Origin of the sequence: Sinorhizobium sp. M4_45 (assembly GCF_002885915.1) — a bacterium.
Taxonomy (GTDB): domain Bacteria; phylum Pseudomonadota; class Alphaproteobacteria; order Rhizobiales; family Rhizobiaceae; genus Sinorhizobium; species Sinorhizobium meliloti_A.
Window position 1 is genome coordinate 23,345 of sequence record NZ_NWVE01000016.1, and the last position, 13,750, is coordinate 37,094.

8 protein-coding genes and 9 pseudogenes are annotated in these 13,750 nt (G+C 59.8%); 9 read left to right on the plus strand and 8 right to left on the minus strand.

The window, feature by feature from the left end; all coding sequences use genetic code 11:
* Positions 1-71 precede the first annotated feature (71 nt).
* A pseudogene (locus CN933_RS29760) lies at positions 72-359 on the minus strand (DUF3141 domain-containing protein); the annotation flags it as partial.
* 366 nt (positions 360-725) lie between these two features.
* A pseudogene (locus CN933_RS29765) lies at positions 726-1,590 on the minus strand (IS110 family RNA-guided transposase).
* Positions 1,591-1,661: 71 nt separating this feature from the next.
* On the opposite strand from CN933_RS29765, the pseudogene CN933_RS32160 reads away from it, so the two are divergent.
* Positions 1,662-1,914 (plus strand): annotated as a pseudogene (locus CN933_RS32160) (transposase); the annotation flags it as partial.
* A gap of 244 nt (positions 1,915-2,158) precedes the next feature.
* Here CN933_RS32160 and CN933_RS29775 read toward each other — a convergent pair.
* Positions 2,159-3,174, minus strand: a pseudogene (locus tag CN933_RS29775) (IS110 family RNA-guided transposase).
* Between CN933_RS29775 and CN933_RS29780 the strand changes: the two are divergent.
* Positions 3,173-3,412, plus strand: a complete 240-nt coding sequence (locus CN933_RS29780; RefSeq protein ID WP_017276517.1) for a hypothetical protein — start codon at positions 3,173-3,175, stop codon at positions 3,410-3,412. The pseudogene CN933_RS29775 and the gene CN933_RS29780 overlap by 2 nt on opposite strands.
* Before the next feature lie 364 nt (positions 3,413-3,776).
* Here CN933_RS29780 and CN933_RS29785 read toward each other — a convergent pair whose 3' ends face one another.
* Positions 3,777-3,974 carry a hypothetical protein gene (locus CN933_RS29785; RefSeq protein WP_026030075.1) on the minus strand — a complete coding sequence of 66 codons (198 nt, stop codon included), beginning with the start codon at positions 3,972-3,974 and terminating at the stop codon, positions 3,777-3,779.
* A gap of 248 nt (positions 3,975-4,222) precedes the next feature.
* Between CN933_RS29785 and CN933_RS29790 the strand changes: the two genes are divergently transcribed.
* The 5 genes and pseudogenes from CN933_RS29790 to CN933_RS32165 all read left to right on the plus strand — a co-directional run.
* Positions 4,223-4,645, plus strand: a complete 423-nt coding sequence (locus CN933_RS29790) for a hypothetical protein (RefSeq protein ID WP_180980852.1) — start codon at positions 4,223-4,225, stop codon at positions 4,643-4,645.
* A 451-nt stretch (positions 4,646-5,096) separates the two neighbouring features.
* Complete coding sequence (locus CN933_RS29795) at positions 5,097-5,453, plus strand: BA14K family protein (protein WP_153416653.1); 357 nt, start codon at positions 5,097-5,099, stop codon at positions 5,451-5,453.
* Positions 5,454-5,644: 191 nt separating this feature from the next.
* A pseudogene (locus CN933_RS29800) lies at positions 5,645-5,852 on the plus strand (hypothetical protein); the annotation flags it as partial.
* A 683-nt stretch (positions 5,853-6,535) separates the two neighbouring features.
* Positions 6,536-7,724: pseudogene (locus CN933_RS29815) on the plus strand (ISL3 family transposase); the annotation flags it as partial.
* Positions 7,725-7,779: 55 nt separating this feature from the next.
* Positions 7,780-8,708 (plus strand): annotated as a pseudogene (locus CN933_RS32165) (RHE_PE00001 family protein); the annotation flags it as partial.
* A 99-nt stretch (positions 8,709-8,807) separates the two neighbouring features.
* On the opposite strand, the gene CN933_RS29835 reads toward CN933_RS32165, so the two are convergent.
* The 3 genes and pseudogenes from CN933_RS29835 to CN933_RS29845 form a co-directional block, all read right to left on the minus strand.
* Entirely contained in the window at positions 8,808-9,155 is a 348-nt protein-coding gene (locus CN933_RS29835; protein ID WP_027988678.1) for a hypothetical protein, read from the minus strand.
* A gap of 201 nt (positions 9,156-9,356) precedes the next feature.
* The gene (locus CN933_RS29840; RefSeq protein ID WP_027988679.1) at positions 9,357-9,950 is read right to left on the minus strand and encodes a hypothetical protein; all 594 of its coding nucleotides are present in this window, start codon (positions 9,948-9,950) and stop codon (positions 9,357-9,359) included.
* A gap of 393 nt (positions 9,951-10,343) precedes the next feature.
* A pseudogene (locus CN933_RS29845) lies at positions 10,344-11,343 on the minus strand (IS30 family transposase).
* Between the two features lie 233 nt (positions 11,344-11,576).
* On the opposite strand from CN933_RS29845, the pseudogene CN933_RS29850 reads away from it, so the two are divergent.
* Both CN933_RS29850 and CN933_RS29855 read left to right on the plus strand, forming a co-directional pair.
* Positions 11,577-12,206: pseudogene (locus CN933_RS29850) on the plus strand (NapC/NirT family cytochrome c); the annotation flags it as partial.
* Between the two features lie 368 nt (positions 12,207-12,574).
* A complete protein-coding gene (locus CN933_RS29855) occupies positions 12,575-13,051 on the plus strand; it encodes a hypothetical protein (RefSeq protein ID WP_027988681.1) in 477 nt (158 codons plus the stop codon).
* Positions 13,052-13,108: 57 nt separating this feature from the next.
* Here the strand turns inward: CN933_RS29855 and CN933_RS29860 are convergent, their stop codons facing one another.
* Entirely contained in the window at positions 13,109-13,744 is a 636-nt protein-coding gene (locus CN933_RS29860; protein ID WP_015242498.1) for a helix-turn-helix domain-containing protein, read from the minus strand.
* Positions 13,745-13,750 lie beyond the last annotated feature (6 nt).

Consider the following 13,750-nt stretch of genomic DNA (forward strand, 5'->3'; position numbering starts at 1 on the left):
TGCCCCGAACAGTTCCGGGCGCAGCGATACGAGGATCATCAGCGCCCAGCCGGCCTGTTGCCGATCACCTAGCCGGCGAGCGGCTCGACGGCGACAAAAGATCGCTTCAGCGTGTCGACAACGACGCCCTCGGCCGGGATAATCCGGGCAAACGCATAATTAACCGGTCTATCGAGCGTGCGACCGTCGACGACAAGTTCCGCGTTATAGTTCAGCACCTTCGGAGCGGTCTGCGCGCTGTATTCCCGACACTGCTCACGACGCTGGCGCATCACGTCTAGAAACAGGATAGAACGCTGCCAGGCATCGAGCGAATAGGCGAGTGTGTCTGCGAATGATGGAGTGGTCGGCTGAGGCATTCGGTCTACTCCTCGGCTTGAACGAAGGGCGGTCCCAGTCTCTGATCGCACATACACCAACACCGCCTTCTGCGCATTGATCTCCATCAAATCCAGGCGGACCGGGCGCGCTCCCGGCGGACTGGCTTAGGCGAATCTTTGGTGCAGGATGCTGCGCGTGATCGGGTGCTGTCATGTGTTCGGCCTCTGTTGCGGCCTTGTCGATGGCCGCGGGCCCGTATGGAGTTCGAGGATCAGGTCCACATCATTGGAACGCGCTCGAAGCGCTCCCCATGCGCCTGGTTCTCCTGATCCCGCCTCGCCGACGTTGCGCCATACCTGTCCTTTGACCTTCTCACGCCGCTAACGGCCTCACGCCCGTCCCGTTCAGGCGGGTACGGCCGGAGCTCGGTAGCTTTCTCCCTTCGTCAGCAGTGCCCAGGCGATACGGGCATTCTTGTTCGCCAGTGCGACAATCACCAGCATCGGCGGCTTACGCTCGAGCATCCGCCCGAGCCAGGAGCCTTTAGGAACCCCTTTGCGCTTGGCCCAGCGGACCACGGCGCTCGCTGCGATAATAAGAAGCCGTCGCAGGGTTCGCTCTCCCATCCTGGATGTTCGGCCCAGCCGTTCCTTGCCGCCTGTCAAGCGCTGCACCGGTGTTAATCCGACCCAGGCAGCGAAGCCACGGCCCGACCGGAACGTCTCCGCTGGCGGTGCAAGCGCCTCTATCGCGGTCGCGATCAGGGGGCCGATCCCAGGCACAGTCATCAGGCGCCGGGTCGTGCCGTCTGCCTTGGCGCGGGCAGAGATCTCAGCATCGAGCACGCAGATCTGCTCTTGCAAATGACGCAACCGCTCAACGAGGAGGACTAGGCAAGAGCGAGCGGCCTCCGGGACACTCGATGCAGGATCCTCGATTTGCTCGATGAGGCGCCCGACAGCGTTGCGCCGCCTCGCAGATCGCCTCTGCGTCCGACATGTCGTTCTTCTGCCGTTTAACAAAGGGCCTCACATAGACAGGTGCGATCAGCCGGACCGTGTGGCCGAACTTCCCGATCTCCCGACCGCAATAATGGGCGCCGGGCCATGCTTCCATCGCTACAAGGCAAGGCGGCTGAGCTGCAAAGAAGCCCAGTACCTGGTCGCGTCTTAGCTTCCTGCGGAACAAGACGTCTCCCGCAGCGCTCGCTCCGTGTGCCTGAAAGACATTCTTGGCCAGATCCAGGCCGATGGTGCTAACTTCGGTCATGGGCGCCTCCTCTGATTTGCTGAGCACACCTCCATTCTGGCATATCGGTGCCGTCGGGGGCGTCCACCCATCATTGGAAGACGCTGACCTTCTCGCCGGACTGCGCCACGACCGCATCCTCGCGCCTTCGTGCTCGATGGCCCGATCAACGGCATTGCCTTCACCGCCTGGGTCGAGCAATGCCTGGCACCAACCCTCGATCGCGGCGATATCGCCATCCTCGACAATCTCGGCAGCCACAAGGGCAAGCCGGCGCGCAACGCCAGCCGCGATGCCGGCGCCCATCTGTTCTTCCTGCCGCCTTACAGCCCCGATCTCAATCCGTGTATGGATGGCTCCTGCGAGTCAAGGATACAGTTGGTTCCAGTAAACAGGTCGGTTGCGGCCATGTATACGGCGTCTGATGTGCAGCGAGATTGCTGCGCGCCCCTGATGAATATCCGCTTGGAGAACAGGTCCCACTCAATCGAGCGCGCTCGAAGAGCTTCGGATTGATCGGGGCGTCCTGGTTCTTCGTCTCCGCTTGTTCGCCATCACCTCACGTTGCTCTGACCATTCCGAGAGCCATTCAGGTGGCTGAAGCCTGTGGCCCGTAACGCGTGCCGTCACGGAGGACTGCGAAGATTGTTCTTGCCATGCGATGCGCCAAAGCGATGGCGACGACCTTCGTCTTCTTCCGGATCAACATGCTTGACAACCAATCCGATCCCGGTTCGCGCTTGAGCCTACGTCTGAGCATGATCTGCGCCATCGCGCCGAGATACAATAAACGCCGGATGTAGCGATTTCCCATCTTTGAGATGCGGCCGACCTTTTGTTTGCCGCCGGTGGAATGCGGTTTGGGCGTAAGGCCAAGCCAGGCTGCATAGTCTCTTGCCGAACTGAAGTTGCCGACATCGGGCGTTGTCGCTGCGATAACAGTCGCCGAAAGTATGCCCACTCCTGGGATTGTAGCCAGCCGCTGGCTTGTTTCGTCTTGCTCGTGGGCGTCTTCGATCTCGCCAGCCAACTGTTCGATCCGCTTGTTCGTCTCGGCAAGTTGTTCGAAGAGCAAATCGAGGGACATTCGGGCCGTTGTTGGTAGCCTATCCAGTTGCTCCCTCAGTCGATCGACATTCTGCGCGCCTTTTGCCACGACGACACCGAATTCTGCCATATGGCCTCGGATCGCATTGCCAATCTGCGTGCGCTGGCGAACGAGAAAGTCGCGCGTACGGTGTAGGACGAGAACCGAAGTAAACGCCTCGCTCTTGATGGCGACGAAGCGCATCCAGGGGCGGGTAACAGCTTCGCAGATTGCAGCCGCATCCGCCGCATCTGTCTTCCCACGTTTTACATAGGGTTTAACATAAGACGGTGGCATTAACCGAACGTCATGTCCCATCTCCGGCAGCTTGCGGCCCCAATCGTGGGAGCCCGAGCAAGCCTCCATACCGATCAAGCAAGAGGCACGCTCTCAAAAAACGCGAGCAACTGGCTGCGACGGAGCTGGCGACGCACAAGAACCCGACCGTTCTTGTCGATACCATGGACCTGGAAGACGCTCTTTGCCAGGTCGATTCCAACAGTGGCAAGTTCAGACATGGATAGCTCCTTTGTTCAGGACAATGACATCCCGGACTATGCCGCAATGCCACGACAGAAGCAGGAGCCATCCACACCATCAATCGAGATGGTGTTCGCCAAACTCAAAACCCTGCTGCGCAAAGCCGACGAGCGCAGCGTCGACGCGACATGGAGGCGCGTCGGCGAAATCCTCAAAGCCTTCGGCCCGCACGAATGCGCCGCCTATCTCAGGCATGCAGGGTATGTTTCAATATAAACCTGAAAGACTCTAGCAGAGCCAGCCCTGTAACGCCCTCGGGCACGCGCTGTTCTGCGAGTGGCTTCTAGTCTAAGTCTATGAAATCATCTTGAGTGTACCTAGGTGTTGTCTCGGTGGTGCTTCATGCGTTCATAGAATGCACCTCAACTTCAACATTCACCTTAACAAGGGAAAAAACCAGATGGATAAAACCGTGCCCCGGCGCGGGGATCTTCGATTGCATCAACCGCGCTCAGCACGTAAATGGAAGCGTCTGTGAATTCGAACGCTCAGACGCTGGGCCTCTTCTTTCGTCGAGAGAGAAGGGGCCCTTTCGCGTCTAAGAACAGACCGACCCGCTATTCTGGCTCTGACCGCTCGCTCAAGGCTGATCGTCTGGCTCGGCCAACGTCGGTATGGGCTCGATCGGTCTAGCTGCTAGAGCTTTGAGATCCTCGGCGAGGCCGGCAAGCTGTGCCGCAACGTCCAAAAGATTAGTAGCGGCGCATTGTGCCGCGATCTCCGAGAGGTCAGAAGCCGGCTCGATCGGGCCGGCGCTCTTCGCTTCGGTATCGTCCATGTCCCAGTCCCTTTTCCATTGATGTGGATCAATGGCGAGGCCCGTCAAAGGCCGCGGGCCGGTGACGAGCCTCCCGGCCGCCTGCGAGGGGGGCAGAGCGACCAACATCAGTTTAAACCCGAACACTGCCGGCCGCCATGCGCCAGTGCGGCTTAGCCCGCTAAGCACCTCAACCCCTCAACGACAATCAGGAGAAACGAAGGAGCGCCATCACCGCTCAGGACTTTCGCGCTGCCGCAAAGGGCAGGGTGAACGAGAGCAACCTCGCGTCCATGCTCGTGGCGCTGGATAAGTACGGCGACTGCTTTGGAATGGATCGGCCGCACCGGCTCGCGCAGTATCTCGCCCAGCTCATGCATGAGAGCGGCGACTTCCGCTACGATCGCGAGATCTGGGGGCCGACGCCGGCGCAGCAGCGCTACGACACGCGCACCGATCTCGGCAACCCGCCGGGAAAAGATGGCGACGGGTACCTTTACCGCGGCCGCACCGGCATGCAGCTTACGCCATCTGTCATCGGCGGTGGCGCTTCGCTGCTCACCGTGATCGGCGGCATACCGTGGCAGAACCTTCTCCTGATCCTCGTCGCGTTCGGTGCAATTGCCGGCTTCCTCTACTGGCGCAAGAACGCCGATCGGAAGGCCGTGGCAAGGGTCGAGGGGATGGCGTGATGTTCTCCACTCCTCTACCGGCAGGGCGGCGACGACGTCAGAACCTCCATCGAAAGGCAGAACAATGAAGCTGGCCGCACTGCGGACGATGTCCGCACTCGCTTTGACCTTTGCCGTCCGGGGAGTGGGACTTCGGCACCGGCAAGTGCCGGGTGTAGAGTGGTGGACGGTTGGCTGAAACGCTTGACCCGCGTATTTTGGAGCAGAAGTATCTGTGAACGGCATAGCCAGTCAATTGGAGCGCGGTTGATCGCGGATCGATCGAGCGACAGCGAACTCAGCTCGCGTTCCCCACAAGCGGTGCCGTTTTGGGTACAGGAACCCTGCAGAATTCTAAGCGTTACGTAGGGGCCGCACGTAAGCACTTCGATCGATTCTTTTTGGCAGAAAGAAGGTCAGGTCTGTGAAAGCCCCAACGCTCGCCTTTGCGGTGCTTGCCGCAGCAATAGGTATGTCGCCGGCAAAAGCCCAGACATGCATAGGAATTTGCAACGGCGGTACGGGAGGCACCACCAACCATAACCTCTTCATCGAGAGAGAGTACCGAGACTTCCTGCAGCAGCGATATCCAAATTACGGCTCCCGCTATCGCGGCATGAGGCCCGACATCAGCATAGGCCCGGGTGCAACTGTTGGGGGTCCCCGGGTCGGAGTGCGTCAACAGTTTCGCCTTCGCCAACGAAGGGTAATCGACGCAAACAAGCATCTTCGCTGGTGCCAGGAGCGATACCTATCGTATCGACTGGCCGACGACACATTCCAGCCGTTCGAGGGTGCGCGCCGCCCGTGCAACTCACCTTACAACTGAAGGGGCGGGAACGGCCGCTCTGCGCGTGTCCGGCAGGACTTTCATGGCGAGCGTAATGGCGCGCGTCGGCTGTGTCTGCGCTGCGGCAGTTTGAGACGAAGGCGGAATGCGCCCGCCACGCCGAAGCGCAGCAGTAAATCGCACCAGACTACGAGGGCAGGGGATTGTCTGAAACACAGGAACCCGAAAAGATGGTGGCAACTCCGAAAAGGAGGTTTGAATACAACCTCAATACCCTTGTCATCCTATTTGGCTTTGCCGGCGGCCTCGTTGCTTGGGGCGCGACTTGGGAGAGGGTGAACGCCAACTGGAATTCGCAGGCAAATTCCATCGAAGGCGGCCGAAGCGGCGACGTCGATGAAGGCCGTCGAGAATACGCTCAACAGCCTCTATCCTGACGCATGATCCGCACCCGCTGGTGCACTGAAACTGAAAAGGACCGTTGCAGTTGGTCGACTTGTGCGATTGCCGCTAAGAGCAGCGCCTCTGAGATAGACCGGGCCGGTGCATTCAACACTTCAGAAACACCGCGCGCGTCATTGCCGCCTGCGGTATCTTACCGGCCGGCCCCTTCCGGCTTTGCCCTTGTAATCTTGTTTCAGTTTCTGAACAATGTCCAAAATAGGAAGGCCTGCTGGTAGGCGGAGCTGGATTTTATGGGAAAAGCCAACCCTCTTGTCGGGCCACTCCCGGTGAAATTGAGACTTGAAGCTGCGATGGCGCTTAAACGGTACAATAAGGCAGAATGCCACGCCGACCGACTTCGCCAGCGGAAGCACGACCTCGATGGGCAAGCGCGAGCGCTACTGCAGGAATGGGTTGATCGTCAGGCCGAGAAGGCGCCTGCAACAGAGCTGGACGCAGTTGCAGCCCGGTATCGGATAATTGTGGAGCAACGCTGCAGTCTGTTGCGTCAATTGGTCGACGCTGAACGCTCTCTCCTAGCCGCATTTGAGCGTGCACAAGCGGTCCTGCGGAAGCTCGGTTTTGGCCGGGCGTAGCTGCCTTAAAATCGAATGCCGTGCAGTGTCGCCCATTCTGTACTCTCGTCATCGCATCATGTACCGATGAAACTTGTGGTCCCTTACGCGCGCCGCACACGGAGGGTCTCCGAGATTGGCGGCCTGCTCGGCCATAGCGCAGGCGGCCGGCCCGGCGAGCGCTTGATGCGACGGCTCGGCATGCCGGTCAGCGACGACACGATCCTGCGGCAGCCGAAGCGGGATGCTGCGCTCGTTTCCCGGGATGCCACGATCCGGGTCGTTGGCATAGATGATTGGAGCTGGCGGCGATCATGGCGCTATGGCACGATGATCGTCGACCTGGAGCGCCGTTTGGTTGTAGACATCCTTGGCGACCGGAGCGTGGCGAGTGCAGCGCGATGCCTGAAGCGGCATCCTACTGTCGAGATCGTCAGCCGAGACCTATGCGGGCTGTACGGGCAAGCTGCTCGCGAGGGTGCGCCGCAAGCGCGTCATGTCGCTGATCGGTTCCATCTAATGCAGAATCTGCGGGTCGCAATCGAGGATCAGATGAGCCTTTCCGGCCGCGCCACTGGACGAGCATTGCTGCCGGATAAAAGAACCGGGGGCGCGCAAATCGATCTGATTCAGGATCCGCGCGTTGACGCAAGGCACCGCCGCCGGCGTCACGCTCATCGACAATCACGGCAGTTAGTGTTCGATACTGTGCACGCATTGAATGAGGAAGGTCTGTCCTATTCGGAGATCGCAGGTAGCACCGGCTACGGCCGGCGCAGCATCGCGAAATAGTTGACTTTCGAGACGGCACCCGACCGACAGAAGGCGGCGTTGAAGCCGACATCCCTTATATCTCGAGGCGTTTCTCGCCCAGTGCTGGAGAGATGGCAATCGCTGCGGACGGCATCTGTTCCACGATCTCAAACAGCGCGGTTACACGGGCAGTTTCTCGAATCTCGAGCGGCTTCTCGCAAGTTGGCGCCGCCCGGAGAGGTCCGTCAAGGACAGCGCGTCGCCGGCTCCGGTCCTTGGCATGCGCTTCCGCGGAATCTTTCGCAGCGGTGATCCAGGCAAGCTCAACAGGTGGATTGACGATGCCGTTAATTCGGGCTTGGTCGCAATTGAGCGGTTCGCACGCGTCCTGCACCGCGATCTTGACGCCGTCTGCAGCGCCATCGAACTGTCGTGGAGCAACGGCCAGGCGGAAGGCCAAATCAACCGCCTGAGGACAATCAAGCGTGAAATGTATGGCAGAGCTGGCCCGGAGCTGCTCAGGGCACGCATGCTGCCGCTTGACCAAAATTACCGCCACAAGTGGGGACGAACCCAATTGAATGCAAAACGACATCGATGGCGAACTCGTCCATCTCGAGGACCTCATGCTGGACGACGCGACAAAGGATGTCCGCACACCGACCCACGAACTGACCGTCGCCCCCGACGTCTTGAAATCTCGGCGGCGCATCAATACGCAGCCGCCTGGTCTGTCGGCCGCCGGCCTGCGCAGTCTCCGCGGCCGCGACTTCGTCTCCGGCTCGCCTGCAGCATCCTCGGCTGCGGATGGCACGGTAGAGGTTACCACGGATCCGGATGTCGATCGGTCGACAGGGGGAGGGGACGAAAGCAATGGCGACGTCAGTGGTTCGGCGCCGAGTTCGTCGCCATCGACGCGGTGCTGGCCTGACCCGATGCGGCCCATTGAACAGGCGACGCGACCCGGTTGGCCGGCACTCGGGAACGAGATCTGCTCGTCTACGATCTCGACTGGACGAGGACGCGCGGCTGGAAGAATGGCGCGGGGTGCTGCGGCAGGCGCACGACCTGCCGCCGGTGCTGCAGGCAATCGTTGCGCTCGATGCCTGGAATGTTTTGAGTGTCCTGCAGCATGCGCCCTGGCTCGGCCGCGTGCTGGCCGCCTCCATCCTCCGCCAGGCCGGGGTCACCGCCAGTGCGCATCTCGCCGCCATCAATCTCGGCCTCGAAACCATGCCCGTCGAACGGCGCCGGCATCGCGATCGCAATTTTCGGCTGCTTGCGTTGCCCATGGGCTGATTGCAGCCGGCGAGATCGCGCTGAAGGAGCACGACCGGCTGGCGCCGGCAAAAACGATGATGGAGCGAAGCTGAAGGGGCGCCGCACGTCATCGACATTGCCGGAACCGGTCGATCTGGTCATGGCGCGGCCGCTGGTGTCGGCGAGCATGGTGGCGAAGACGCTCGACGTCACGCCGCAGGCGGCGCGACGGATCGTTTTGGAGCTCGGCCTGCGGGAGATTGCACTCGTGACCGTTGATGACGCCGCTTCCCTGGTCCTTCGAATCGTAAACACCCTGCAATTGCCACTTGCTGGCTCCGACAAATCGGGAAGCAGCAGGCTATGGTCGCGGCGGCGGCGCGGTTCCGGGAGCGCCGCCGCCCGTAGGCATCGCAGAACGAGCCTTTTCCAGCAGCGACGTGGTCAGGTCTACACAGTCTTTCATCGATTCCCGCGGGTCGCAACGGACTGCTACTGTCGCGTCGCCGCTACGGAGCAGGAAGGCGGCGCCGCGCCGCGGGCCACCGCTCCCGCCGGAAACCTCGTCGGTGATGCTACGCAGCAGGTCTTCGATTTCGCGATCGTGGATCGAGCCCGGGTCGCGAGAACCGGTGTCGGGCGCGCTTTGACTCAAGGCTGGAAGCGGCATCAGCAGGAGGCCTGCCGTCATGAGAAGAAACTTGTTCATTTCACCTTCTCCTGGCTTCGTGCGCGGTTGGCGCGCAGGAATTCCCAAACCCGGCGTGGTGCACTCCGCCTGCGAGCAGGCACTGGAGCGCATAGCTCCTTTCACTTGCGGGCGCATTCGCCGGCGGGATCTGCTTCGTTACCCATCGCGAGTTTCGAAAAAAATCATGCGGTCATACGCATATCAAAACGGCACCATGGCCTAGTCCCGGCACACCCGCCTGCGAACGAAAGCCAGCCAGTCACCGTTCTCGGCCCGCAAGCTGCGGGTAATAAAGATGCAGTCTTCGTCATTTCCATCGGCAAGACGCTCCAACAGGCGTTGCCGCAGGAGACCGCGGCCTCCACCCTGATCGTCGCGGTCTCCGATCAGATCCATGAGCTCATCCCGGCGGTCCCGCCGCGCGGCGATCAGGTCCATGAGCCGCTCGCGCCGGTCACCGCGGTCGCCGATCAGTTCCATCAGGTCATCACGGCGGTCCCGCCGCGCGGCAAGGAGGTCCCGAAGCCGCTCGAGCCGGTCGCCGCGGTCGCCCATCGGATCGCCGCCGTCTCCGAGAAGATCTAAGAGCTCGTCCTGTCGCTCGGGGACAAGGTCCCGGATCAGATCGCGCCGATCGCTGCGGGCGCGAAGGGCATCCCGCAGGAAGTCGCGCAGGTCGCTGGCGCTGATGTCTCCGCCATCGTCCCCCGCACTCAACGACTGTGCAGAGGCCGGGGTTGTCGTTACACAGATCAAGGGGAAGGAAGAGGCAAGCGCAAGCGCTGCCGCTGCCATGCTAGGTAGCCGTGCCATAGGATTCTCCCGTCAGATTGTAAAAGACCGACTTATTTCGACACGTGAACGCACGCGGTCGTCGCTGGCTTCCGCCATCACGGCAGCTAGGGGCAGCCATTGATCGGAGAAGAACTCCGGCCGCCCCGAGCGTTACTCAACAGGAAGGAATAGTATCTATCCAATACTACCGGAATACTGGTCTCTCTTTGGGGCGAATATATGGCGACCTCGCCATCAAGCAGCGGGGCAACCTCAGTATAGTGAGCGGCGGTTTGCCCCCTAGGGGAAGCGCAACATTTTCTCTAGCGTGTCCGTCGTCTCGCACGCCCGTACTATAGTAGATCAGGATTGAACGAGCGAGGGTTGGAGAATCTGATCCAAGTGCAACAATGACGAGTGGAAGGTAGAGTATTACCCGCAATCGCGCAAATGCGCCATGAACACCTCGGCGGGCGTGCGGTAACCAAGGCACTTCCTGGGCAGTGAATTGAGATGATGGGCGAGGGCGACCAGTTGCGGCTGGTTGACGGCGGACAGGTCCGTATCGCTTGGCACAAAGCGGCGGATGCACTTGTTGGTGTTCTCGACTGCGCCTTTCTGCCACGGTGAATTTGGATCGCAGAACCAGCTCCTGGCACCGATCCCATCTTCCAGAGCCTTGAAGCCGCGAAACTCGGTACCCCGGTCGAAGGTGAAGCTCTGCCTGGCAAAGGCGGGCAGCGGTGAGAAGGCAGCAACGATCTTGTCGATAAGCGGCCGAAAGTGGCGGCTGCCATTCTTGATCATCACCGTGTAGCGGCTCTTGCGCTCGACCAGCGAGGTGACATTGGCTTCACCGAGGTCGCGCCGGAAGATCAGGAGATCGCCCTCCCAATGGCCGAACTGCGAGCGATCGGCAATAAAATCAGGGCGTTGGTCGATCCTGCAGTCAACCGGGATCAAGCCATCACGGGGCTTGCGGGAGCGCGGGCGGCGCTTGCGGCGGCCTTCCGGCAGATGCTGATAGAGCAGCAGCGGATAATCTTCCTTGCCATAAATGAAGCGGTAGATCATTTCCCGTGCAGATACGCAGGGCGCTCACACCGTCGGCAAGCAGGCGGCCAGCGATCTGCTCCGGCGACCAAAGTGCCTTCAGCTGCTCAATGACCAGTTCGCGTAATTCAGGGTGGCGGCTGAGCTTGCGCAGCCGTCGCCGAGGCTCCTTGGAGATGTCGTTGGCGATGCCGCTGTAATAGCCGCTGTATTCCGGAAACTCGGCATCATGAAAGGTATTGCGCTTCAGTTCACGATCGATTGTCGATCGATGCCGACCGAGTTGGCGGGCGATCTCAGCAATCGGCACCTTGCGTTCGAGAAGCTGATGCACGCGTCGGCGATCGGGAAGGGTGAGCTGCAAATAGCACTGCGACATGCAAAAATCTCCAAGGGGTAAGCCATTGTTTTTGTTGCCATGTCGCACTTGAAAATAGAATGCACCGAATAACCATAATTCAAAACCTGGCGGCGGCATCGCGTCGTTTGCCCGGCACGCGCATTGCAGATCAGGGGAGTTGTCGATCTGCGACGAGAGCTTCAGGGGATGTGCGAGGACCTTTCAGCCGCTGAAAACGCGTTCGTCCATGCTGATCAACTGCCGTTCGGCGTTCGTGGTTGACACTCGGCGGCTTCGTCGGGGGCGTGATCTTCTGGGGCGCCTTCAACACCGCCTTGGAGCTCACCAACACCGAGGAGTTTTGCGTCTCCTGTCATGAGATGCGGGCCAACGTCTATGAGGAGCTGACGCGCACTATCCATTTCTCCAACCGCTCGGGCGTCCGGGCGTCCTGTCCCGACTGCCACGTGCCGCATGAGTGGACGGACAAGATCGCCCGCAAGATGCAGGCCTCAAAGGAAGTGTGGGGAAAGATCTTCGGGACCATCAACACGCGCGAGAAGTTCCTCGACCACCGCCTGGAACTCGCCAAGCACGAATGGGCGCGGCTCAAGGCCAACGACAGCCTCGAGTGCCGCAACTGTCACTCCTCAGCGGCGATGGACCTTTCCAAGCAGACGCAGCGTGCAGCAGAAATCCATACGCGCTACCTGCTGCCGGGCAGGGCGACCTGCATCGACTGCCACAAGGGCATTGCCCACGAGCTACCGAACATGCAGGGGGTTGAGCCCGGCTGGAAGCTGCCGCCCGAACTCGAAGGAGAGACGCTGCCTTCTGCTTCCGCGATCGATGAGCTGAAAAAAGTAATGAATGACTCCCACACGGTAGCCTTTGGCAATTGATGCTTGCAAGTAATGGCGAATTGTTCCGGACGATGGAAGGTTACTTGCACCGTATCAATTTTCATTTGGCTGGAGAGTGCACGCCGGTCACAGACCTTCATGAAGAGGTTTGATGTGCGAAAAAGGCGGACGGCAGCCTTTCCGGTGCAATTTGACCATTGTTGATCACAATCAACGACTCAACCGAAATGACAGCGTAGAGTTATTCAGCATGCGGAGTAACTTGGGCCACCGAACGAGCGTCGCCGACGCGCCGACGGAATAGCTACTTATTTCGCCATCCGGCTTGTGGCACATCGGCTTACGCTGCTGAGAAACATACAGGATCCGTTCTGACGGTCCTATATCCAAAAAAATTGGAGATCGGGATGCGAGCAACGTGGGTAATTCCGGTAGCCGCTCTGGTGCTCCTACTCGACAGCTCCGATGGATCGGCTGACCAACCAGGCAAATCAGCTGACCAGCCCACCAAATACGTACCCAGCGTTGGCGAGATCATGACTAAAATAGATCTCAACCGCTCTAAGCTTTGGTACTCAGTCAAGTTAAGAAACTGGGCTTTGGCCGGCTATCAATTGGAACAGGTAAAGACAGGCTTCGATGACGTTTCTCGCCATCCTGACAAGTCCAACTTCGATTTCGCTAACACGCAAAAGATCGCAAATTTGATCGAAGAGGCCATTGTCGCAAGAAGTGACGAGCAATTTCAGCAGTCCTTCGCCCTGATGACAACCGAATGCAACGACTGCCATAGGGCCGTTGGAAAGCCTTTTCTCCACGTTGGAGCGCCAAAGATCCCTTCCCCTTACAGCGACAAGATGCTCGAGCCGGGAGCCTTCCGCTAACTTGATTTGCTTTGGCGCGATATTGGAGGCCCCTCGTCATGCGATCTTGAGCAACCACTAAAGGCATAAATTCTGAAGGGCTCGATATCCCACGAGTTCAATCCCGCGAGCGCCATGCAACTCGATGAAGCCCCTGTGCTTCAGCTTTGTCAGCGAGCGCGAAACCGTCTCAACCGTCAGCGCGAGATAGTCCGCCACATCGACTCGGGACATGGACAGCTCGAACCTGCGTGAATAGTCCGAGCGCTCCGACATCTCGAGCAGGAATGCCGCGACGCGCTCAATCGCACTTTGACGACCGATGACGAGCTGATGCTCTTGTGCAGCGGAGTAGTTTTCCAGCGCCGCGGAGAATAGAGCTGGCCGAAAAAGGGGTTCTTCCTGAAGGCTGATGCATCTTACGCCGGTGACCCCAATCGCTTCTGCATGCGAACTGTGCCGGTCCCGACTTTGCAGGCCAAACCAGTTGCCAACAAAATGGAATGCAAGGATCTGTCGCCTTCCATTCGCGGCTAGTCTATAGACGCGGACCGCGCCGAATTCGACCCGATAGACTTGATCGGCGCGTTCTCCGAAAGAGTAAATGCACTGTCCGTCAACGAAGCTGCTGATCGACGCCAACGCTGCCTCGCCTGCCTGTGGGGGAATGGCATTTATATGCCTGCCCCAGGATACCGATATCGAGGTATTCATTGCTCC

Coding starts and splice junctions, on each gene's coding strand:
- CN933_RS29780 (WP_017276517.1), top strand. CDS start 3,173: ATGGATAGCTCCTTTGTTCAGGACAATGACATCCCGGACTATGCCGCA.
- CN933_RS29785 (WP_026030075.1), bottom strand. CDS start 3,974: ATGGACGATACCGAAGCGAAGAGCGCCGGCCCGATCGAGCCGGCTTCT.
- CN933_RS29795 (WP_153416653.1), top strand. CDS start 5,097: ATGTCGCCGGCAAAAGCCCAGACATGCATAGGAATTTGCAACGGCGGT.
- CN933_RS29835 (WP_027988678.1), bottom strand. CDS start 9,155: ATGAACAAGTTTCTTCTCATGACGGCAGGCCTCCTGCTGATGCCGCTT.
- CN933_RS29840 (WP_027988679.1), bottom strand. CDS start 9,950: ATGGCACGGCTACCTAGCATGGCAGCGGCAGCGCTTGCGCTTGCCTCT.
- CN933_RS29855 (WP_027988681.1), top strand. CDS start 12,575: ATGCGAGCAACGTGGGTAATTCCGGTAGCCGCTCTGGTGCTCCTACTC.
- CN933_RS29860 (WP_015242498.1), bottom strand. CDS start 13,744: ATGAATACCTCGATATCGGTATCCTGGGGCAGGCATATAAATGCCATT.